At 60.4% G+C, this 22,185-nt stretch carries 21 protein-coding genes and 2 pseudogenes; 10 read left to right on the top strand and 13 right to left on the bottom strand.

Going from position 1 to position 22,185, the window contains the following annotated elements:
* Window positions 1-24: 24 nt before the first annotated feature.
* The 4 genes from AC1DVN_RS26070 to fdxA are packed head-to-tail and all read left to right on the top strand — an operon-like array spanning window position 25 to window position 3,545.
* Window positions 25-957: a dihydrodipicolinate synthase family protein gene (locus AC1DVN_RS26070; protein WP_477846692.1), complete on the top strand. Its 933-nt coding sequence runs from the start codon at window positions 25-27 to the stop codon at window positions 955-957.
* Window positions 957-1,730 carry an SDR family oxidoreductase gene (locus tag AC1DVN_RS26075; protein WP_477846693.1) on the top strand — a complete coding sequence of 258 codons (774 nt, stop codon included), beginning with the start codon at window positions 957-959 and terminating at the stop codon, window positions 1,728-1,730. Before AC1DVN_RS26070 ends, AC1DVN_RS26075 begins: the two co-directional genes overlap by 1 nt.
* Before the next feature lie 24 nt (window positions 1,731-1,754).
* A complete protein-coding gene (locus AC1DVN_RS26080) occupies window positions 1,755-3,197 on the top strand; it encodes an aldehyde dehydrogenase family protein (RefSeq protein WP_256520818.1) in 1,443 nt (480 codons plus the stop codon).
* 12 nt (window positions 3,198-3,209) lie between these two features.
* Entirely contained in the window at window positions 3,210-3,545 is a 336-nt protein-coding gene (fdxA, locus tag AC1DVN_RS26085) for a ferredoxin (protein WP_477846694.1), read from the top strand.
* 255 nt (window positions 3,546-3,800) lie between these two features.
* Here fdxA and AC1DVN_RS26090 read toward each other — a convergent pair.
* From AC1DVN_RS26090 to AC1DVN_RS26120, 7 genes and pseudogenes are all read right to left on the bottom strand, one after another.
* Window positions 3,801-4,512: pseudogene (locus AC1DVN_RS26090) on the bottom strand (IS6 family transposase).
* 193 nt (window positions 4,513-4,705) lie between these two features.
* Window positions 4,706-5,548 (bottom strand): SMI1/KNR4 family protein, encoded by an 843-nt coding sequence (locus AC1DVN_RS26095; RefSeq protein ID WP_477994363.1) that lies wholly within the window; start codon window positions 5,546-5,548, stop codon window positions 4,706-4,708.
* An 860-nt stretch (window positions 5,549-6,408) separates the two neighbouring features.
* A complete protein-coding gene (locus AC1DVN_RS26100; RefSeq protein ID WP_477846696.1) occupies window positions 6,409-6,645 on the bottom strand; it encodes a toxin in 237 nt (78 codons plus the stop codon).
* Window positions 6,642-6,902: a ribbon-helix-helix domain-containing protein gene (locus AC1DVN_RS26105; protein WP_477846697.1), complete on the bottom strand. Its 261-nt coding sequence runs from the start codon at window positions 6,900-6,902 to the stop codon at window positions 6,642-6,644. The genes AC1DVN_RS26100 and AC1DVN_RS26105 overlap by 4 nt, the downstream gene beginning before the upstream one ends.
* A 337-nt stretch (window positions 6,903-7,239) precedes the next feature.
* Window positions 7,240-8,478, bottom strand: coding sequence for an RNA polymerase sigma factor (locus tag AC1DVN_RS26110; RefSeq protein ID WP_477846698.1), 1,239 nt, complete (start codon window positions 8,476-8,478; stop codon window positions 7,240-7,242).
* Window positions 8,475-8,843 (bottom strand): YciI family protein, encoded by a 369-nt coding sequence (locus AC1DVN_RS26115; RefSeq protein ID WP_477846699.1) that lies wholly within the window; start codon window positions 8,841-8,843, stop codon window positions 8,475-8,477. Before AC1DVN_RS26115 ends, AC1DVN_RS26110 begins: the two co-directional genes overlap by 4 nt.
* Window positions 8,840-9,550, bottom strand: a complete 711-nt coding sequence (locus AC1DVN_RS26120; RefSeq protein ID WP_477846700.1) for a DUF998 domain-containing protein — start codon at window positions 9,548-9,550, stop codon at window positions 8,840-8,842. The genes AC1DVN_RS26115 and AC1DVN_RS26120 overlap by 4 nt, the downstream gene beginning before the upstream one ends.
* A 208-nt stretch (window positions 9,551-9,758) precedes the next feature.
* Here AC1DVN_RS26120 and AC1DVN_RS26125 point away from each other — a divergent pair, with 208 nt between their 5' ends.
* The 4 genes from AC1DVN_RS26125 (at window position 9,759) to AC1DVN_RS26140 (ending at window position 13,039) form a co-directional block, all read left to right on the top strand.
* Complete coding sequence (locus AC1DVN_RS26125) at window positions 9,759-10,238, top strand: hypothetical protein (protein WP_256520826.1); 480 nt, start codon at window positions 9,759-9,761, stop codon at window positions 10,236-10,238.
* A gap of 33 nt (window positions 10,239-10,271) precedes the next feature.
* The gene (locus AC1DVN_RS26130) at window positions 10,272-11,117 is read left to right on the top strand and encodes an alpha/beta fold hydrolase (protein WP_477846701.1); all 846 of its coding nucleotides are present in this window, start codon (window positions 10,272-10,274) and stop codon (window positions 11,115-11,117) included.
* A 96-nt stretch (window positions 11,118-11,213) separates the two neighbouring features.
* Complete coding sequence (locus tag AC1DVN_RS26135) at window positions 11,214-12,176, top strand: helix-turn-helix domain-containing protein (RefSeq protein ID WP_477846702.1); 963 nt, start codon at window positions 11,214-11,216, stop codon at window positions 12,174-12,176.
* Window positions 12,173-13,039, top strand: a complete 867-nt coding sequence (locus AC1DVN_RS26140) for a Vgb family protein (RefSeq protein ID WP_477846703.1) — start codon at window positions 12,173-12,175, stop codon at window positions 13,037-13,039. Before AC1DVN_RS26135 ends, AC1DVN_RS26140 begins: the two co-directional genes overlap by 4 nt.
* 431 nt (window positions 13,040-13,470) lie before the next feature.
* On the opposite strand, the gene AC1DVN_RS26145 is transcribed toward AC1DVN_RS26140, so the two are convergent.
* From AC1DVN_RS26145 to AC1DVN_RS26160, 4 genes are all read right to left on the bottom strand, one after another.
* Window positions 13,471-14,067 carry a recombinase family protein gene (locus tag AC1DVN_RS26145; protein ID WP_477846704.1) on the bottom strand — a complete coding sequence of 199 codons (597 nt, stop codon included), beginning with the start codon at window positions 14,065-14,067 and terminating at the stop codon, window positions 13,471-13,473.
* A gap of 263 nt (window positions 14,068-14,330) precedes the next feature.
* Complete coding sequence (locus AC1DVN_RS26150; protein ID WP_477846705.1) at window positions 14,331-14,591, bottom strand: PLD nuclease N-terminal domain-containing protein; 261 nt, start codon at window positions 14,589-14,591, stop codon at window positions 14,331-14,333.
* A 1,558-nt stretch (window positions 14,592-16,149) separates the two neighbouring features.
* Window positions 16,150-17,358 (bottom strand): hypothetical protein, encoded by a 1,209-nt coding sequence (locus AC1DVN_RS26155; RefSeq protein ID WP_477846706.1) that lies wholly within the window; start codon window positions 17,356-17,358, stop codon window positions 16,150-16,152.
* Window positions 17,359-17,431: 73 nt separating this feature from the next.
* Window positions 17,432-18,955: a DUF4185 domain-containing protein gene (locus AC1DVN_RS26160; protein ID WP_477846707.1), complete on the bottom strand. Its 1,524-nt coding sequence runs from the start codon at window positions 18,953-18,955 to the stop codon at window positions 17,432-17,434.
* Window positions 18,956-19,534: 579 nt separating this feature from the next.
* On the opposite strand from AC1DVN_RS26160, the gene msrA reads away from it, so the two are divergent.
* Together msrA and AC1DVN_RS26170 are read left to right on the top strand one after the other, a co-directional pair.
* Complete coding sequence (gene msrA / locus AC1DVN_RS26165) at window positions 19,535-20,047, top strand: peptide-methionine (S)-S-oxide reductase MsrA (RefSeq protein WP_477994364.1); 513 nt, start codon at window positions 19,535-19,537, stop codon at window positions 20,045-20,047.
* Between the two features lie 790 nt (window positions 20,048-20,837).
* On the top strand, window positions 20,838-21,212 hold the full coding sequence (locus AC1DVN_RS26170) for a hypothetical protein (protein WP_477994365.1): 375 nt from the start codon (window positions 20,838-20,840) through the stop codon (window positions 21,210-21,212).
* Window positions 21,213-21,281: 69 nt separating this feature from the next.
* Here the strand turns inward: AC1DVN_RS26170 and AC1DVN_RS26175 are convergent, their stop codons facing one another.
* Together AC1DVN_RS26175 and AC1DVN_RS26180 are read right to left on the bottom strand one after the other, a co-directional pair.
* Window positions 21,282-21,722 carry a hypothetical protein gene (locus AC1DVN_RS26175; RefSeq protein ID WP_477994366.1) on the bottom strand — a complete coding sequence of 147 codons (441 nt, stop codon included), beginning with the start codon at window positions 21,720-21,722 and terminating at the stop codon, window positions 21,282-21,284.
* 157 nt (window positions 21,723-21,879) lie between these two features.
* Window positions 21,880-22,184: pseudogene (locus AC1DVN_RS26180) on the bottom strand (transposase); the annotation flags it as partial.
* Window position 22,185 lies beyond the last annotated feature (1 nt).

Here is a 22,185-nt window from a genome sequence, read left to right on the forward strand (position 1 = left end):
TGTTGCACACCAAGGAGTTTGAATATGACCACGAAGCGCACGGAAGGGCTTGTCCCCGGGGTCTGGGGAATCGTTGCCACGCCGTTCCAGGGAAGTACCTTCGACATCGACGAGGAAAGCCTTGCCACTCTTGTCGAACACTACGAACGAATCGGGGCGACAGGCCTCGCCGTGCTCGGCGTCTTTGGAGAGGCGGCAAGCCTGACCGCCATCGAGCGCGAGACCGTGATGGAAGTCGTGGTCGAGAGCACGACGCTGCCGCTGGTCGTCGGGGTGGCGAGCCTGCACACACGCCCCGCGCTCGAGGAATCCCGGCTGGCGTTGGAAACCGTGGGGGACCGGCTTGCTGCCGTGATGGTGCAGATCAACTCGGCGCGTCCGAACCTCGTGGTGGACCACCTGACGGCAATCCACGACACCCTCGGCGTCAAGATCGTGTTGCAGGACTACCCGGCGGTGAGCGGGGTATCGATGTCCAGCGCATCCGTCGCCGCCATCGTGCGGGCCTGCCCGTTCGTCATTGCGGTCAAGTCGGAGGCCCCGCCCACCAACCTTGCGATCGCGGAGCTCCGCGAATCCGTTGACGTCCCGGTCTTTGGCGGGTTGGGCGGACAGAATTTGCTTGACGAGCTGCTCTCGGGCGCCGCGGGCGCGATGACCGGTTTCTCCTACCCGGAGGGACTGATCGCGTGCGTTGACGCCTGGCAGAGCGGCGGTTTCGAAGCCGCCCACGAGGCGCTGGCCCCGTACCTGCCGCTCATCAATTTTGAGCAGCAGCCCCGCATTGCCCTCGCCGTGCGCAAGGAGCTGCTGCGCCAGCGGGGCTTCATCAAGGAGTCCGGAGCCCGCCTTCCCGCTGCGGCGTTCCCGGAGATCCTGCACGGTTCGCTTGTCACGCACCGGGAAGCCCTCGAGCGCGATCTGCTGCAGACTTCTTCAGCTCCCGTGGAGGCATAGTGGATCTCGGAGTTGAGGGACGCGTCGCCCTCGTTGCGGCATCGACCGGCGGCCTCGGGCTTGCGGTGGCCACGTCCCTGGCAGCCGAGGGTGCACGCGTGGTGGTTACCGGGCGCGATCTTGAACGTGCCCGGTCCGTGGCCGCGACACTGCCCGGCGCCACCGCCTTCCACCTGGACCTCGGCGTCCCGGGTGCGCCTGCGGAAACCGTTGACCGGGTCACCGTGGAGCTGGGTTCTGTCGAGATACTCGTGACGAACGGGCCCGGCCCCAAGCCAAAGCTCGCAAGCGACACGAGCGCCGAAGACCTTTCCGAAGCAATCGACGGACTGTTGCTGCCCCAACAGCGGCTGATTGCCTCGGTGCTGCCCGGCATGGTCAAGCGCGGCTGGGGTCGCATCCTCGCCATCGGCTCGAGCGGGATCACTGCGCCCCTGCCAAACCTCGTGCTGTCCAACGTCGGGCGCTCGGCGCTCGCCGCGTACATCAAGACTCTTGCCTCCGAACAAGCCCATCAGGGAGTCACGGCAAACCTGCTGCTGCCCGGCCGCATCAACACCGATCGCGTCGATGCACTTGACGCGGCGGCCGCGTCACGGCGGGACACCGACGTACAAACGGTGCGCGCCGAATCGTTCGCGGCAATACCTGCGGGCCGCTACGGCCGCCCGGAAGAATTCGGCGCCGCGGCTGCCTTCCTCTGCAGCGACTCCGCCTCCTACATCACGGGGGTTGCGCTGCGGTGCGACGGCGGACTTGTCCGCTCCCTTTAACCTGACACGGCATTGGAGAACACCATGACCAGCACCCTCGAAGCCTCAGCCATCGCCCAAAACCTCATCGGTGGTGAATGGGCCGGAACCTCGGATTTTGAACGCATGAATCCGGCCCGCCCCGGCCAGATCGCCTCCGTTTCACCAAGTTCCACGGTCGAAACCCTGAGTAATGCCATCGGCGCCGCAAGCGCCGCGCAAGGCAAATGGGCGGCGCTCCCCATGCCGGCCCGCGGCGCAATCCTCATGGCCGCCGGAGAGATCCTCCGAGGCCGGATTGGCATCGTTGCCGCCGACCTTGTCCGCGAAGAAGGGAAGACCCTCGCCGAGGCCACGGGCGAGGTGAATCGTGCCATCGATGTGTTGCGCTTCTTCGGTTCACTCGGGTGGGCCGCAAGCGGCGATGTGTTGCCCAGCGGGTTGCCGGGAACGAGCATCCACACGCGCCGCGAGCCGCTCGGGGTGGTGGGGCTGATTACGCCATGGAACTTCCCGATCGCCATCCCGGCATGGAAGATGGCCCCCGCGCTCCTGGCCGGCAACTCCGTGGTGCTCAAGCCGGCAGAGCTCACGCCGATGTCGGCAACACACCTGGCCATGGCCCTCATGGATGCCGGTCTGCCCGAAGGCGTACTCAACGTCGTCCACGGCAAGGGACGGGTCATCGGGGAGGCGCTGGCCAATGACAAGCGCATTGCCGCACTCTCGTTCACGGGATCAACAAACGTGGGTCTCGGTCTGCACCGCGCGCTGAGCGAACGCCGCGCCCGCGTGCAGCTTGAGATGGGTGGCAAGAACGGTGTGCTTGTCCTTGACGATGCATCCCCGCGTGACGCGGCACAAGTGATCGCGGCCGGCGGTTTCGGCCTCACCGGCCAGGCCTGCACCGCCACTTCCCGCGTCTACGCGACCCCCGGCATTTTCCCTGCGCTGCTCGACGAGCTCGCGGTCCTGGCACGCAACTATGTCCCGGGTGATGGCCTTGATCCGGCGACCGCCATGGGCGTGGTGGTGAGCGAACAACAGCTGGCAACGGACATCGCTGCCGTTGAAGGTGCGACCCGGCGTGGTGCGCGCGTGGTGCAGGGTGGCCGCTCAAACGGCCAGGCCTTTGAAGCGACGGTGATTACCAATGTATCCAACGACGACCCCGTCGTTACCGACGAGATCTTCGGCCCCGTGGTCGCGGTTCTTGAAGTCCCCGACTACGAGGAGGGGCTTGCCCAGATCAACAACTCCCCCTATGGCCTCACCGCAGGCATCTGCACCGACAGCCTCGCTCGATCAACCGACTTCACCCAGCGCGCCCAAGCCGGGGTCGTCAAGGTCAACCGACCCACTGCGGGGTTGGATCTGAACGTACCGTTCGGCGGGATCGGGGATTCATCGACAAACACCTTCCGGGAACAGGGCCACACTGCGCTGGAGTTCTTCTCCTGGGGCAAGACCATCTATACGGGTGTCTAGGAGCTGTGAAAAATGGCCTACGTCATTGCACTTCCCTGCGTGGATGTCCTGGACCGGTCGTGTGTCGAGGCCTGTCCCGTTGACTGCATTTATGAAGGTGAGCGATCAATGTACATCCACCCGGGGGAGTGCATCGACTGTGGGGCCTGCGAATCGGTTTGTCCTGTCGAAGCAATCTATTTTGACGAGGATTTGCCTGACATCTGGGCTGGCTATGCCAGCGCGAATGCCGAGTTCTTCACTGACATAGGCTCTCCGAAGGGGGCTGCAGCTCTGGGACCAATGTCCTTTGATGCAGCTCTCGTTGCAGCACTTCCCCGGCAAGAAGTAGCTGCCCATCAGGCATAGGAGTATCCCTATCTCCAAGTGTCCACCAGGCACGGATGACCTCGAGGTCGACGACAGCGCCGTAGCCTTCGACAATGTCGTCGAGATGTTCAGGGTGGCCAAGGGTCAATGTTGCCAGTTCGGACAAGGGATCGCCCTGCGCGGCTTCGGACCAGTCGATGACACCGGCGACGGCACTGGCACGTTAATCGAAAAATGAAGCAGCGAAGCATGTTTAGTGCAGTCGGCTACAGGATGCCACTGGCCCGTTCACTTTCACGCAACAACACCGGTCGCGGCGACTTCCCGCCAGACCGCGACCCGGTGGGTCATCTCGGTATGCCATTCGGGCGCCGGGAGTCTGTGTCGGCGGGATCGGAAAGCGGTGAAATACCCGAGAAGGTGGACAGGAAGCGTTTCGCGTGCCGGGCCGATGTGCACCGTTTCATGGCCCGTTCTCGCTGCCTGGCGGGTTGATGCGAGTTCTCGGCTTGATTGTCCAAGTAGTTGGATCGGCGATGCTCGACCGAGGCCAGCAGCTCGCGATGCGCCACTTGGTGGCTGCCGAGCTTTTCGGTGACGATTGCTCGCGGCACATCGTGCAAGCCGCTCGAGTAGCTTACGGAAGAATCGCTTGGCGGCGTTGCCGTTTCGTCGGGGCTGGACCAGTACATCGAGTAGGTTGCCGTGCTGGTCGACCTCCCGCCGCAGGTAATGTTCCCGGCCGTTGATTCGGATGAAAACCTGGTCGAGGTGCCACTTGTCGCCGGGTCGCGCCCGCCGTCGCCGCAATTGGTTTGCGTATGTCTGCCCGAACTTGGCGTACCACCGCCGGATCGTCTCATCGCTGACCACGACACCGCGTTCGAGCATGAGTTCCTCGACTTCACGGAAGCTGAGCGGCAAACCGAAAGTACAGCCACACGCAGCGGTTGATGATCTCGACCGGGTAGCAGCGACCTTTATCCGACGGCATTGGGGTGCCCATTCATTCTCCCAGTTGCCGTGAGCAACAACGTGACAGTGCCCTCAAGGGTATATCCCTCGCGTAGCCGTCAGTTGTTCGATTCTGTCACCACGCGCGTGATCTTCGGAAGCACCCGGATGGAGCGGACGAAGAAACCTACGGATGGGATGCAGTCGCGCAGCCGCTCTCGAAGTGGGCCTCTTTCAGAGTTGCCCTAATTGGGCCCCTCGCGTGCAGGCCGCGAAAGATGTTTTTTAACAAGCTGTCTGAGCCGCCACGTGCGGTCGGATTCCCATTCGAGGGCTCCATTGACGCTCGTCCAGTACCAGCCGTCGTCGAATGCTTGCGAGGTCGTCAGACTGTCGGCAAGGTCAGTCAGCATGGCGCTGATTGAGACCCAACGGGGTCCGGGTTCGTCTGCCCCGGTTTTGTCGAATTCGGTTACGCAACCGTGCATGGGGCCGGGGCGGGTGTCGACGCACAAGAAATTGCCGTCCATCCCTGCGAAAGGCACGAAATCCGAGAGGAAGGTGTCGGCTTGAAATCCCGCCTCGGTAGGGGCTTCAACGGGGCCATCGCCGAACAAGCGCGCACTCTCGTCCCAAATCTGAATAGACGATTCCCAATACCAGAGGACATCGTCCAACGTGAGAAGCGCGAAACGGTGGAGCAACCCCAGCAACCTTTCGTCGGAAACTCCGTCGACCAAGGTGTATAGCTCGATCAACTCGGCCGGCCAGCTTTGTCCCGTTCTCTCGATCGCGGCGTCCACACGGTCACGCTCGGCTCCAGTGATCGCCATGCCGGGAAAGTGGACTCGCAGCCACTCGGTGATCCGGTTCCACTGATCACGAACTGAACCCGCCGGCGTTGAATGCGCGGCTCTTCGCGCGTGCGAAGAACYGTCGATCATCGCCTCGACAGCGGCGCGGCGCTGTGCGTTCTGCTCCTCGGTGACACACCGGCGGATCTCGGCTTCGAGTTCAGTACGGCCAAGACTCTGGTCACCAAAGCCCGACACCCGAGCGTTCGCGCTTCCCAACGACACCCAGATCATCGGCCGCGAACCGTCCTCCGCCGTAGCAAACTGCAGACCTACGTCTGCGATCTGCGCGATCGCGGCATCGTCACCGACGACGTAACCATCGCGTACGAGAACCTCACCGGAACCCGAGTCTGGCCGAGCAACCGCCCAATAGGTCACGAAGTGCTCCCTTTCATCCGACAATGGAAACCGACTGTCTGTCTCCGGGGATTGTCTCAGCCGAGCAGGGCGGCACGGACAGTGGCGTTGTCCGTATTCGTAGTGTTCGCGTTCGGAGCAATTGATCCCGCGTCGCGTACCTGGTCGGGAGGTGGGAACGGCATTTCGTGTCCTGCTTGACAGGAGTTTTTTGAATTTATTTGTGGGGCAACACCTTTGAGGCGACCTTGAAGTCGCTCGTCGGATCGTCATCCGCGAGGCCCAACCCGCCTAAGTCCATCGCGGCAATATAGAAATCCAGCAACAACAGGCGTGGCATCTGAGCTCGGGTGCTCGTGCGCCAGGAGGGTTCGTTGGCGAGACTGAGTCGTGGATCGGGTTCAGTGCCGTCGCCATAGAGTTGACGGGGTCAGCGCCGAACGCGGCTGTCGTCGAGCGCTACCTCTCTGGCATTGGGGTAATTCATTTGTCATGTGACTGAACACCTTCCGGGTGGGGTGGATATTCAATGTCGCGGGGGATGTCGTGCGAGTTTGTATGTGCACCCCACTGGTGGCGAGGATGGTCGGTGGCGCCAGTTCTCGGCACGGGGCGGTGGAGGTGAACGCACCTGCGTCGGTGGAGGCTGCGATCATCGAGCGTTGATGGCGATGTCCTCGTCGTACCGGCGACCAGGTCGACTTCCCCTGCGTCGCGCTCGCGAACGAGATCGATTACAGGAGATCAACGTACTGAGGTCGGGCCTTCATGGCGTGTATGAGTAGCTCGTTTCCGCTGTCGAAGCGCAGCACAACCAGCTCTAAGAGACGCCCGTTCGGGTCGACGCCCAGCCGGAACTGGCGGGCAGGATTGTCGTCGTCCAAGTCGGCGACCAACACGTGGTGCTCTGCCGCGTAGATGCCGGCGTCTTCGCTGATTGCGTGTTTGAGTGCGGATTTATGGGCTTTCACGCGACCTGGGTCCAGGCACGCACTGCTTCTCTGATCGCTTCGGATCGGGAGACGTGTTCTTGCTCTGCGCGGGCGTTCAACGCTTCGAGCAATGCGGCGTCCATTCGTACGGGCACTACTGCGCCGGGGCCTGCTCCGAGAGTGGGCCGGCCCCGTTTGCGCAACTTTTCGACGTCGTAACCGGTTTCGGCTTCGTCTGCCCATTCTTCCATCATGTTGTCGGTGACGGGCTGATCGTTGATCGTTTCGTCAGTCATAGTTATTAGTGTAATACGAAATTGTGGCGGTGAACGATCGTTCCGGATCCGGGTCCGGTGTGTCATCACAGGCGTCCGTAGCCAAAATCCCGTCCCTACCCGTCTGGAGTGCATCGGGATGCGTCGGCGAGGCGCAGCAGGGCGGCACCACGATGGCCAGCATCGTTCGGGACGCCGGTCCTATGTTCTGGGTTCTGCTGCAGGACCGGCCATGCCCTGATCATCTGGTTGCTGACCGAGTCAGCCAGCCGAGGCGAGTTATCGGGAGTGTGCGAGTACCACCAGGGCATCAAGGTGTCCTACCGGTATCGAGGGCTTGTGCACTATTGGGGCCGCTTTATTCGCCGTTCGCCTTTCGGGAAAGATATCGAGACTCTGGCTCGTTCTTCGTCATATCCGCGGCCGCGAGGAAGTCTTCTCTCGCCGCGACGGCATCTCCTTCCGCTTCGCGGAGGTGTGCACGGATCGCGTGCGCGCGATGCCGGGTCAGGGGATGCTGGAGAAGTCGGTGGTCGCGATCTAGTTGCTCCAGCAGGACGGTGGCGCGAGCAGGGCCGAAGGCGTGGGCAACGGCGACGACTCGTGCGAGCATGACGAGCCCGCTGGGCTCGACTTGTTCGAGCGCCAGGTAGAGCGCAGCGATCTGTTTCCAGTCGGTTTCCTCGGCGATAGGAGCGGATGCATGAACGGCGGCGATGGCGGCCTGTAGGCGGTACGTTCCCACGTTCCCTTGCGACCATGCGGTGAGGATCAGTTCCGATCCTTCTTGGATAGTTGCGTGGTCCCACCGCGTTCGGTCCTGGTCGGCTAGCGGAATGAGATCACCGTTCTCCGTGGTGCGCGTTGCGCGGCGCGAATCGATCAGCAGCATGAGCGCGAGAAGGCCTGCCGGTTCGGGATCATCGGGAACGAGCGCGTGGAGGAGTCGCGTGAGGCGAATCGCCTCGCCGGTGAGGTCGGTTCGGGTCAGCTCTGAACCGGTGGTCACCGTGTATCCCTCGTTGAAGATCAGATACAGAATACGCATCACTGCGGAGAGGCGGCCCGAGAGGTCGTCGTCCACCGTGAATTCGAATCGGGCACCGCTCTTTTGGATCTGCTGCTTTGCGCGGCTGATCCGCACGGCCATGGTCTGTTCGGTTACCCCGTAGGCGTGTGCGATGTCTGCGGTCGTCAACCCGCCCACCGCGCGCAGTGTGAGGGCGATGCGGGACGCGAAGGACAGGGCGGGGTGACAGCACAGCAGCAGTAGGTTCAGGCTGTCGTCGTGGTCGGTCAGGGGTGGGTGCGAGAAAGGAGTGTTCGGCTGGGCCGCCACGTACTCTTCTTCGCGGCGGCGGTCCGCGGACTCGGCGCGGAGGGTGTCGATCATCCGGCGGTAGGCGATGCGAATCAGCCAGGATCTGGGGTGTTCGGGGAGCGCGTCTGGGTGCCATTGCTGGCTTGCTGTTAAGAGAGCGTCCTGTACTGCTTCTTCGGCGATGTCGAAGTGGCCGAAGCGACGCACCAAAGCTCCGAGGACCTGCGGTGCCTCGGAGCGCAGCAGGTCCTCGATCGCGTCGGTTCGGGCGGTCACGCGAAGTCGTCGCCCATGATGGGTCGTATTTCCATCGGCTCGCCGAGCATCTCAACCATCCGTGCGACGATGTCTTTCGCTCGCTCCAATCCGGACACGTCGATGACAGCGAACGACGCGAGGACTTCTTTGAGCTCCACGAATGGACCGTCGGTTATGACGATGCTCCCGTCGGTCTTGCGCACGGTCGTCGACATGGCTGGGTGTCCGAGTCCTTCTGTGCTGACGAACTCACCGCTGGCACGCAGCTCCGCTTCGAATTCCTGATATGCGGCGAATGCGGCAAGCGCATCTTCGGTGGGGGCATCCGCGGTTGAGGCGTCCCAGCTGCTGCTCGGCGTGTAGCCGAGGATGAGGAACTTCACGTTCTCGTCTCCTTGGGTAGGCGGGAGTCCAGGCTAGCGAGGTACGTCGGCGACTTCAGCAAGGCGATGGCCGTCATGGTGCACCAGCCGAAGGCGAAGAGTCCGGTGATCGCCACCTGGATGCTGGCGATGTCGGGGATGACAGGGGCGAGGAGGGCGATCGCGACGATGCCATTGCCGATACCGGCGGCCACACGACGCTCGCGGATTGCGCGCACGAGGGCGATGATGGCTGCCACGGCCAGCGCGGTGAACGCGACGATTGCCGCCACCATGTGAACGAGAGCGTGCCACGTGGGCTCGGCGACCGGGCCGTCGGCCACGCCGAGGGGGAACCCGTTCGCTGGGTCCTGCGGGAAGACGCCGGCGGCGATGAAGCCCACCCCGCTGATCGCGACGAGGACTGGAATGGCGGCGCGGCCGAGGCCGCTGGCGGCGACTCGCCGGTGGCCGATCGAGAGGCAGATCAGTCCGAGCCCGACCAGGACGAAGGTGAGGATTTGGATCCAGCCCTGATCACCGGTGGACAGCTGACTGAGTGGATGGATGCGAAGGTCGAATCCCGGGCGTGTCAGCATCTGCACGATGGCAGACAGATAGAACAGCGGCCCGGCGAACGCACCGGCGAGCAGAAGGGACCGCGTCGAACGAGGCAGAGCTCTGCCCGCGCTGTGCGTGGTGCGTGGTGCGGAGTGGTTGATGGTCACCGTGTGCTCCTCGTGTCGATTTGAAGGTCGTTGCACAGATACCTCGGAGCCAAATGGCGAACCTTGACATCTTGCTGCCGCGACCTTCGTCCGACCGTCCGCGGGCGAATCGTTTCCAACGAGTTTCCGCACAGATGTCAATCGGCACCGTTCGGCTCCGAGGTATCTGAAAAGGCTGCCCGCCGGGCCGCCCGCGAAAGGACATCTGATGAACGAGAACCCGCTGGAGAACATCACGGCCGAGCAGATCGACGCCTACGGACTCGGTGAGCAGCCCACGCCCAGCAGCGCGGTCACGGCGCTTGACCGACTGGTCGGCGAATGGACAGTGTCAGGGGGCGCTGAGGGCGTCATCCGGTACGAATGGATGGCTGGACGATTCTTCCTGCTCCAGCACGTCGAGCTCGAGCAGTTCGGCCAGGCCATCACCGGCATCGAAGTCATCGGTCAGCTGCGTCCCTTCGGAGAACCTGCCGGCACTGACGTCGTTTCCCGGTTCTATGACTCGATGGGCAACACCCTCGACTACGTCTACGAACTGGAGGGCGACAAGCTCACCATCTGGGCGGGAGCGCAAGGAAGCCCGGCCTACTTCACCGGCACCTTCAGCGGTGGCGATCGCGTGCTCGATGGTGCCTGGGTATACCCCGGTGAAGGCGGATACGTGTCCACGATGACTCGCCGCTGAGACAGTCGACCTCTCGAAACGGACGGAACCACAATGCCGAAAAACAATGCCGCTCCCGATCCCTCGCTGTACCAGGTCACGTCCGCGGACGGCACGGAGATCTCGTTTGAACGCAGCGGGCAGGGACAGATTGTCATCCTCGTCGCGCAGGCGTTGTCCGATCTTCGGGACAACCGTCGCCTGGGCGCTCTGCTCGCAGTCACCCACACCGTCGTGAACTACGATCGGCGCGGCCGCGGGAACAGTGGAGACACCGGCGCCTGGAGTGTCGTTCGCGAGATCGAGGACATCGAGGCGCTCATCGATGCGCACGGAGGTAGGGCCGTCCTGTTGGGTGCATCATCCGGCGCGGTCCTCGCGTTGGACGCAGCCGCAGCGCTACCCGCGAAGGTCGTAGGACTCATCGCCTACGAGCCCCCCGTGATCGTGGACGATCGACGCGCACCCGTTCCTCGAGACCTCGCAGACCGCCTCGAGGAACTTGTCAGAGACGGGCGTGCATCTGATGCGGTTCGCGAGTTCAACCGAGTCGCTCTCGGTGCGTCCCCCTTCATGATCGGGGCGATGCGATTGATGGTCGGTCCATGGCGAACCATGGTCGCGATGGCCCAGACGACGGTCTACGACACGCGGCTCTGCGTGGGGCTGCAGGACGGAGTACCTTTTACCGCCGACCGGTGGAAAGGCCTGCGGGGGCCCTCTCTCGTGCTCGTCGGAAGCAAGAGCGAACCGTTCATGCAAAGCGGAACCCGTGAGCTGTCATCGTTGATCGGAGCCAGCTACGCGACGGTCGATGGCGCACATCACGCGACGCCGATGATGAAACCGTCCGCGCTGATTCCGTCGGTCCTGTCGTTTCTCAGCGCCGCACATCCATGAGGTCGCCCCCGCCGATTCGATGAGCCGAACCATGTCAACACGGAGGACGGGAGGTGCGACTTGATCTCAGATGAACCCCCCACAGAGAGGCGGACCGTGGCTTTCTGGCTGGGGGACGCCACCCGGCGCGACATCCTTGCGCGCGTGCTGCGCGAGGAGCAGTCGGTCAGTGCGCTCGCGCGTCGCTACGACATGAGCTTCGCGGCCGTACAGAAGCACGTCGCGGTGCTCGAACGCGCTGGACTCATCGTCAAACGTGCGCGCGGGCGGGAACGGGTCGTGAACGCAGAACTGGCGATGATCCAGCGGGCGTCGCAGCTGCTCCGCGCCTACGAACACTTTGACCAGGAGCGGGCGACCGACTCGCCAGATTCAGATGACGTTTGGAGGATGAGTGTGCTCGAGATTCCGCAGCCTGATGATGTGACCCCCTCGACCAGGGGAGACTTGACGAACGTGCGTTTCCTCAAGAGTGATGTCAATTCGCCTTTGATCGAGGCCGGTGACTATACCTACTATGACGATGAGGGTGCAGGGGGCCGGTTCGAAGAAGTGAACGTGAAGTACCTCTATGGTCCGCAACGACTGATCATCGGGAGGTTTACCGCGCTCGGACCAGGCGTGACGTTCCTCATGCCTGGAGGAAACCATCCGATGGTCGGGCCTTCGACGTATCCGTTCACGATGTTCGGCGGAACCTGGGGGGACAACACTCTCGAAACCTTCATGGCGATCGAACAACCCGCGGACACGGTCGTCGGCAACGACGTATGGATCGGCCGTGAAGCCACGATCATGCCGGGCATCTCCATCGGTGACGGCGCGATCATCGGCGCGCACAGCGTTGTGACCCGGAATGTCGAACCATACGCAGTCGTCGCAGGCAACCCCGCACGGCGGATCCGGGTCCGGTTCGCCCCTGAAGGTGTTCAGCGGCTGATGTCCAGTCGCTGGTGGGACTGGCCGATCGAACTCATCACAGAGCACGCGGCGACGATCATGGCCGGGACTCCCGCTGAGCTCACGGCCATCGACGATGAAAGGCGGATGAACACGTGACTGACACGACTGAGCCCATCGCTGCACACAGCGTTGCGGTGCTCGACTATGGAATGGCCGGTCCATACGCCGTTGCCTTCGGGCCCGGCGGGGACATGTGGGTCACGCTCGTCAATACCGGAGAGCTCGTGCGGCGGTCCCCGGACGGGCGCGAGCGCCGGTTCACCATCGGTGAGCGGCCCGGACAGCTCACCGTGACCTCCGAAGCGACCTGGTGCGCGGTCACCGGCGCAGATCGGATCGCCATCATCACGAGCGATGATCGGCTGAACTTCATCGACGTTCCAGGTGGGCCTTACGGCATCGCGGCTGACGGCCCCGGTGCGTTGGTGACGCTCACGCAGGGCAATAAGCTCGCCGTGGTCAGTCGAGACGGAATCCGCAGCGAACTCGCCGTCCCACTGGATGGCGCATACCCGGCAATGGCCACCGCCCATCGCGACGGTTCCGTCTGGGTTTCGCTCAACCAACGCGGGGCGCTCGCGCGAAGGGATGCCGCAGGCGATACCGAACTCATCACGCTGCCCGACGGCGCAGCCCCAGTCGGCATCGCGGCAGCAGGGGAGCATGTCTGGTCCGCCGACATCGCTCGAGGAAGCATCCTTCGGATCGACGACGATCTGCACGTCAGCGACTTCGCCCTCGCGCCCGACAGCCGGCCGCACGCGGTGATCGCCGACGACACCGGGTGCTGGTTCACAGAATGGGGAACGAACAGGCTGGGCAGAATCACGGCGGAGGGCGACCTCGCCGAGTTCGATCTCTCAGGCATCGGAGAGGAACCGCACGGCCTGGCTCTCGATGGTGACGGCGTCGTATGGGTTGCTTTCGAAAGCGGGGTCGTTGCCGGCATCAGGCTGTAGACGGCGGTTCGACGCGCGCTGCGCCGCTGCAAGTTTCCTTATCCACGACGTCATGGAGCGATCACAGAACACGAACAACTCCACACGTATGCCTCAGATACGGCGTCTGCAGATCGACTCGCTGATCAGGCCTATCCGGACAGCACCACGGCCACCCAAACGCTGCCGTAAACATTCGTATTCGGCCCACGAATCGACCCGAATCGGCGCGGTCGGGCGGACACGCGAAACTGTCGACCGGAACTCATCCAAAAACAAATCGACCGAAACGGGCGAGTAAACCGTTTTCGGTCGTTCGATTGATTTGCTCATGCGAGGTTCTGGTGTGACTCTCGGAATTAGTTGGCAGGTTTTTCACGGAAGTAGTTGGCATGGGGCGCTCGATGGACGCGGTCGGCCGTAAACTTGGCGGATCGCCCGACTGCGCGAGATCAGAGTGCCAGGAGTCTTTCAGCGTCCCGCTCGGTGCGTGCCAACTCGATATTCGCGTATAGCGCCGAACGCTTCAAACCTGTATTCCTACAAAGTGTTTCGATATTGAACTGGCCAGTCTCATAGGTTTGCAGCAGGTATGCGCGCTCTTCCGGTGTGAGCTTGTGCTGACGACCTTTCATTTTGCCGGCTGCAGCAGCTGCCGCAACGGCGTCCCTGGTCCGGCTCCGGATCAGGTCTGACTCGAATTCGGCCATCAGCCCAAGGACACCGATGAACATCTTGCCCATCGGATCTGCCGGGTCGTAGATCTTCCCGTCGATCGACAACGCAACGCCCTTGGCTGCAAGGCGCCCGACCGTCTCGTGGAGATCTTTCGCCGATCGGGAGAGGCGGTCGAGTTTGGTCACGCAGAAGACGTCGCCTTCGCGGGCGGCGTTGATCGCATTGTCGAGTCCGGGGCGCCGGGTCTGTCGACCGCTGATTCCGTGATCGACGTAGACCCGGTCGCGATCGACTCCCTCGTTGGAGAGAAGCTCGACCTGAATCGACGAATCTTGAGCCGCCGTACTCACTCGCGCGTAGCCGATCTTCATTCCACTCCCGATTTGCGGCGTTCAGCCTTGTAGCAGACAAACTGTCCGCTAGAAACTATGCCATAACGGATTATTCACCGGACAGCAAAATGGACGAAACGTGCCGAAATTTTCCCAGGTGAATCGCACGCAGGAGTGCGTTCGAGATCGTCCGGTATGACGATGGTCAAAACGCACACCGAAACCCGCAGGAAGGCTCTCAGCCGGTTCTCGGACTTGAGCGCTGCTGGCGATGCCTCTTGATATCTAGCTAGGTGCGCAGCCTACGAAAGCGAGTGGGGCAGAGCGCGTCGTCGCAGTGGAGGTGCTCCGAACAGAAACCAGGTTGCTGCTCCGACAATGGGGATCACGATGACGAGTGCGGACCACCAGAATTTGGATGCGGCGCGGTCATGTGGCGTTCGAAAGATGGAAACCAATGCAGCGACGGTAAGGAGAAAATATCCCAGCACCATTATTGTCCACGTGATATCTAAACCTATTGGGGCAGTGGGATTTTCGGCGTTGCCGGGGCTTTCATTCATCTGCTTGCTCCTGCCGGTTCATTCTCCATGTATCGAGCTCGGCGAGCTTCCGATCGGGGCTACAACCTCGCCGCGCAGCATCCGTGTTTCCGCACCGTCGACTATTCCGGGATGAAGCCATTCGTCGAAGTCCCTGGAAGCTGTGCGAGGCCGAGTTATCTTGTTGTCATGCATTCGGTAATGGATTCCTCTGTTATCTCAGGAATTGAGCATGAGTAAGAAGTCCACCCTTGTTTAGAATATTCATCTTGTGAATTGTCTACTATTACTTCAACCTGAACTGAGTCGGGCAGTACACGTATGTAATCGACTATCTCGTCTCCTTCTGTAGTTGTTGAACGCATGGTAAATTCAGATCCTCCGGAAGTGCGTGACTGTCTCATGCAATCGATTTGAGATGATTCGAATCGGTTTCCTTTGCTAGCGTTCGTGATTTTGGCCTCCCCGCAACTAGGGAGCGGCGTTCGGGCGGTGAAGAAATCGGGATCTTCTGGCGGTTTCGAACATGATGCGCAGACCAAAAGGCAGCCAACTATCACTACTTGGAAGATTGAATTCTTGGAAGTTTTCATCAGGCAATTATATCCTGCGTGAAAAATCTTGTCTTGATTGGAAATATATCGGCTGTGATTGGATCCGGCGATGTGGCACGCCTTGCGTCTTGGAAGCGGCGACGAATGATGGCAGGGGCACTTTCGCGACCCTGCCATCATCTGGTTTTTGTGAGACCTCTACGGCGTCTGGGTCGGCGTCGTCGGGGGTGTCACTGAAGTCGTCGTAGTGACAGGCTTCGTCGTGGTCGATGGTGCTGTCGATGTTTCACCTGGGCGAGGCCCCTCACTCGGCTCTGCCGAGGGTATGACAGACGGCGGAGGGGCGATAGTCGTCGTGACCGTTGGCAGACTTGTGCTGCTTGGTACTGACGTTGCGCCTTGTGGGCTTGGATCTCCGGCAGCGCCCGCAAAAGGTATTTCGTTGGCAATCGCATCCTGCATGGCAGTTCGAACACTGTCCTGATTCTGAGAGTCACGACCCTCTGCTCCACGGGATCGACTGTTGTCGCCAGACACTGGAACGTCTCCGGTGATAGGGATTGCCGTATACCATTCTTCCGTCGCTGAGTAGCGTGCGGCGATCAGATATGTCACGCCTGGAGTCAGAAGCGCGCTTCCCTCTTCTACTGAGACGACCCCATCTTTTAGTCCTCCGGTCTGGTTGATTTTAACTTTTCCGGAGGCTCCACCCTTGAGGGTCTCGGTGACAGTCCCACTGAATTGCGTCTCCAGGACTCCCCGCTTTTCGGTTGATCCGAGATTTTCCTCTATATCGGCGAAGAATATGTCGGATGCGAATCCTGCCACTTCAGCTAAATTTTCTCTGTCAATGACGCTGCTGGAATGTGCATAGCTGGTTTCGTAGGTCGCCGGGCTTGGTGTTGAGCTAACAGAAGGATCTTCGCTTAACGAGCAGCCGGACAAGAGGACGGCTATGGTCAGTGTCGCTATTCCACCTCCGACAGGAGCGAATTTTCGTATGTTCAGACTTTTTGCGCTCATTCTCAGCTCCATAGATGACGGTATACAGCCTGGTCAAGGCTCTCGATATTTGTGGTGGTGCGATCATCGTCCGTGGGGCCCATGATCTGCGAGTCGCATGAGTGACTCAATCCCATTGCGTGGCCAAGTTCATGGGTCATCACCGCGCCGCGATCTTCGGGGGTGTAACTGTCGGTGTAATGCTTGTTCAGCACGATTTGATCGGCCAGTGGCCCGCGATAATTGTAGCGTCCACTGTAATCGACCTCGCTGAGGTTTACGTCGTTGACGGTTACGTCATATCCGAATGTGCCAGATGGATGGACATTGACCAAGCCTAGTGCGTTCCATTTGTTGACGGCTACCGACCATGCAGTGGCCGAATTCGGATCACCAAAGGTCGCACTGTAGGCTATTTCATTTCCGTTATCGACGGAACTGTATCCCGGTGTGTATGTTCCAATATTTGAGACTAAAGCGCCACCTTGGAACTTTTGAGCAGTCTGTCCACATCCGACATTTTGTGTATCTTCTATGGGATATCCGTACTTGCCATTTTCCCAGTTAGCTGCGCCCCATTGGGTACCAATGTCTTGTAGCACTACGCGAGCGCCGGTATCTGGGTGCCAATAGATCCACCCACTTTGAAACTGTTGACCTCGCCCGTTTCCGGTCGTGACATATTCGTCAGTGACGGGAAATCCTAGAGGACTATTCTCCCATCCAAGCCCAGCCCATTTGTCTCGTATAAGACCCCAGACGGCATGCGCACCATACGCTTGGGACCAGTAGATAGAGCCACCTTCGAAGTGGTTGAATTTTCCTGGCTTGGTAGGGGTGTTTGTTTCACGAGTCGTGGGATAGCGCAGATCGCCGTTCTCTCGACTGTAATCGTTCCATTTGTCGAGGATTGCGCCACCCACCTGGTTGGCATGGCCTCCGGTTACCAAGGGATGCCAATAGATCGTATTATTGTTGACGAACGGCTGCCAGCGACCGTCCCGGGCAGCGGGCAACTCTACATTGGTAGCATTCCCGACAACGGGAAAACCTCCAATCTGAATGTACTCTTCGAGAATCTTACCGCCAATCCAGTACCCGTGAAACTCATCAGCTTGCGCCGCGGTCGGTACAATCAGAGACGACACAATCGATAACGCACCGGCTGCCAATAGGGTCCTCTTCCGGTTTTTGTATCGAGTGCGTGAAAGTAGTTTTCTTTTGAACAGCATGATTGTCCTTTCGATTTTTCGTGCGGAAAGATTGAACTCGAACGAAGGTGGAAAGTTTGAGGACTGGCTGTAGCTATGAGGTGACGGTGTGCCCTGTCGCCGCAACCCATTTGATCCAGCCGCCCTGAAAATCATTGCGGCGTCCGTCGGGAGTGGCATATTCGTCGGAGGTGGGGAATCCGAACCGTCCGCCTTCGTAGCCGTGGCGGCCGTATTCGGTGAAGATGGTGCCATAGACGCAGTGGGTTCCGGCTTGTGGATTGAAGTAGATGTTGCCTTCGGCGAAGCGGTTGAAGCGGCCGATTCCGTTGGGGGTGCCGAGTTCTCCGCTGGTGGGCCACCCCAGGGGGCTGGTGGGTCCGCCGAAGTCGAGGTACTTCTGCGCGATCAGCCCGTACGTTTCCCACGCTCCGGTTGCGGCGCTCCAGTAGATGCGGCCGTGCTCGAAATCCTGCACCCGCCCGTTCGCCAGCGCCTGTTCGTCGCCGGTCGGTGCGCCGAGAGGGGACGTTTCCGCGCCAAGTTGTGTGTAGCGGGCGCCGATTGCGCCGCCGACGGTGTACACAGGGCCGGCAGGGGTGACGGAAGTTTTGAACTGCATCGCATGATACGGAGTACCGGTAGACGTATTCCATTGCGAGACAATCAAATGCAGATTGTCCAGGGTGGAGGCGGGATGGATGTAGCCGCCGTAGATCTGGCCGTACGTCCCGTCATTTGCTCCCCAGTCGCCGCCCTTGACCTGAACTGTGGGTTCGGACCAGAGGCCGTCGATGCGGGCCGCAGTACGGGTGACGATCGCATAAGCCTCCGGATCGAAATATGCGAGGACCCAGGTGCCCTGGACGTAGCGGACACACATCTCGCCGATCCGACCGGGAATGATCGGTGTCGGGGCATTGCCCCAGGCCCAGCCGGTCTGCTCGGTCCACCCCCACCCTTGGTAGGCGGCGGGGGTGAGGATCTGCGCTTCCGGGACTCGTCGCAGGATCATGCCCGCGGGCTTGTTACGTCCGAACGCGGTGGAGATGACGTAGACGTATCCGCCGTGTCGTTCCATCGTCCAGCACTGATCCAAGGCGCCGGGATGATTGTCCCAACGTGCCTGCGAGAGAGCCCAATTCTCTCCCGCGTCGTCGGAGTAAGCGAGGTAGGTGAAGTTCGTTTTCCAGTCCTCAGAGTCCCAAGCGTGCACGCTCATCACCGACAGGTACGTGCGTGTTCCGATCGTGAGTGCATCGCCGGGGATGACCGTGAACTCCGTGCCGGGAGCTTCGATGCTCGGCAGCTGCCGGGTGTCGTGTGCGTTCGGCAGGATCTCCTTCGCGTATCCGCCGCCGGCAGCTGAGTTGAACACGATCCCTTGATCGAGATTTGTTGTCGTGGAACGCAACATCACCGGGCTGCGCCACCCCGGCCCACCAGGGGCAAGGGACTCGAAGGTGTCGCCGAAGAAGAACCCGAAGCGACCGTCCCGCAAACGCACAGGAAACCCCAGATCAGTGCCACCCACGCCCCACGAACCGGTTTGGGACGAGCCGGTCAGATTCTTCACAAATACGGCAGAGGCAACAGGAGTAACGAGAATGTCAGGCACGCAAAACCTTCCAACACCGAAGAAATCGCATCAACCCAAACTGAGAATGCTGGGAATCTCCTGCGAAATGACTGTGAACCCCGAACGCTGCTTACCGTAAAGAGTTACTCATCAGTTTCACAGGAATCATTCATATCAATTTGGTAACAGACCGGTCTGATTTGTTTAAGATGCAGGTGGGTGGGTTTCCGTGTGTGAAAGTTAGTACTTTTGACGGAGCCTTAAATTGTGGGGCATTTGGTCCTGTATGTGACATCTTCCGTAAATCGTTGATCTCCAACACTTCTGGATTCTTCAACACGGATCGCTGCCACCTATCGGTGCCGCTGGCGGCGTCCGGGCGCGCCTCGTGGTGTCCGGTATGACGATGGTCAAAACGCACACCCAAACCCGCAGGAGGACGCTCAGCCAGTTTTTGGTTTGTACCGACAAGCCCTGCGATTCAGAGAGACGACGACTAGAGAAGGCCGTGCACGAATCATGAATGAGCCGTTGGGTGCCGGGAATTGTCTGAATCTCGACAGGTAGCGTCGAGGGGGAATGCTGCGTATACATATGGCTCATTGTGAGGGGGGCGGAATGACTGACACCCGTAGGGCGATACTGGCAGGCGGGTGTTTCTGGGGTATGGAGGACCTGATCCGCCAGCAGCCTGGAGTGCTCTCGACGCGAGTTGGCTATACCGGAGGGCAAAATGATCGGCCGACCTATCGCAACCATCCGGGTCACGCGGAGGCCGTCGAGATCGTCTATGACCCTGCGCGAACGGACTTTCGGGCGTTGTTGGAGTTTTTCTTCCAGATTCACGATCCGACGACACTGAACTACCAGGGCCGAGACTTCGGATCCAGTTATAGGTCTGCGATCTTCTATCTCGACGACGATCAGAAGAGGGTCGCGCTGGGCACCATCCTCGATGTCGAGGACTCACGTCTGTGGCCCGGCAAAGTAGTCACAGAGTTGACCCCCGCCGGCACCTTCTGGGAGGCAGAGGCCGAGCATCAGGACTATCTGCAGCATTACCCGGATGGCTATACTTGCCACTTCCCGCGGCCAAACTGGAAGTTGCCGAGGAATCGAACCACCGCCTGAAATCGTCTGTTTTGGCGATGGTCAAAACGCACACCCAAACCTGTAGGAAGCCGCTCAGCGCGTTTCGGTCGGTTCTCGCCCATCGGCGGATTATCTGACTTCGTGTGCATTCCCGACCTGGCAAACTCACTGAAATGAGAATCTCGGTGGGTGCCACGACGCCCTGGGCGGTCCTGATGTTGGCAGGGACCTTGGTGGCCTGTTCGTCAGACGAAAACCAAGTCGAATCGTCTGACAGTCGGTACATCCAGTCGGGTTCGGTGCAAACCCCTGATGGACAGCTGATGATCGCCGGGCCGATCTCGTCGTGGGTGGAGGGACCTACGGGGATGCCGCAACTTCCGTATGCAATCTTTTCTGCCGATGACGCGCGTATCGGTGCATCTGCTGATGACGGCGTTGTCATCATCCATACTGGAAATCAGTACGGACCCCGCGTGGAGGTCACCGTCAGTTCGGTGCAATCGCAACCTGTCGACGAAGAGGGTTGGGAAGAATCGTTCGATCTCGAGTTTTCGACGGTCGACGGTCAGATGTACTTGTATGACATGGAATCGTTCTCGTATGCAAGTGGTTTCGAGCGGCCGATCACCTTCGACGGGCCGGGTGAGTACGGTATGCGGGTTTCTACCAGAGGGCGGCTAGCGATACCGCGATGGTCAAAACGCACACCCAAACCTGCAGGATCGAACTGTGCGTGTGTCTATTTCGAGGGGCGTCTCCGATCGGAGGATGACGCATGCGCTATCACAAATATCAGAGACATGTACGGCCCGATGTACTGTGAACCATGCCGCTATCGTTCCGTCGTGCGTTGAAGATCGTCGCGGTATCGCTAGTAGCCGTCGTCGCGGTGTCCTACCTGTATTTTGCTTCCGCATATCGCAGCGCCAATGTATTCGCGCCTCCCGAACGCATCACGTCGCTCGGGCGAACATACCTGATCAGCAATTTTCCGCCACGCAGTCATGAAGAGCTCGAGCGGCGCTACTCGCAGGGCCATGGCACGAGCTACACCTTCGAACGGGTGAGCTCTTTTCCGGTTCCTCTAGGCCTTCCCATATATCAATGGCAGAACGACCAGATCCGAGGCTCGGCAACGTCAAGTGCCTATCTCGAGTGGGGTGACAGCTACATCAGCTATCAGCTCTCTGGTGCGCCGTAATCTAAAGGGCAATTTGTAAGTTAGTGACCCGCGACACTGACCGCCGGTGCCGAGGTAGCGAGCGTCTGGCTATCGCGCAGGGACGACGGTGAAGGTGAAGCGGTTGGGTTGCTTGGCGTTGGTCTCCGTGAGATGCGAATTGAGCAAGACGGCAGCGTCTGTTGCCAACGACCGTGCCGCGTCTGGTGTACGACCTCGCGCCGTCACCGCCAGGCCCGATACGTCCGTCGCCGACGTGATCGTGAGGTCGGATTCGTAGTCAGAAGAGCTCCCACCACGAGTTTGTGCAAGCAGTTCAGCAGTCTTAGTCAGATCGTCTGGTGCAGCTTCGACGTCGATCAGACTGAAACTTACCGAACCGTCGGAGGGCTGGTGGGTGCTGAATTCGACTACCGCTGTCTTTGTGAAAGCAATCGTTTTCGTCCACCACAAAGCCACCACCACAACAACCACAACCATCGCAGCAGCAACGGTCAGTGCTAAGCGGCTACGGATGGCGAAGTTTCTCATCGGTTAGTTATACAGCGTCACTACTAACCTCAATCTTTCACCAGCAGCACCTAGATACGCATTCCGGACATGACTGGTCGACCCGTGTGCAGTCGGGATCCTGCCGGATTCCACTTTCCGGGGTCGTGTTCTTTCCATTCGTACCAACAAGGATTCGTCAGGCTCTATGTTGGTGCCGGCGACGCCTCAGCCTGGTCAACGCCAACGCCAACGCCAACGCCAACGCCAACGCAACCAGACTGGACCACGGCGCCGCCCGGACAATCGCAGACGCGTTTTCCGTGATTGCCGGGCATGTGCCCGGCAATGGAGAACAGCCGTAAGCAAAGTCGTTTCGGTTTCCCGGCGTGCATCACTACTGGTCAAGGTCAGTATCTGCATCCACGCTGTCAACTCGGAAGCGAGCGTGACGAGCGCCAACCAGATCTCGTTCTGGGGGACACCGAGCAGCGGTAGGTTGGCC

The organism is Rhodococcus sp. P4_E4 (assembly GCF_056401575.1).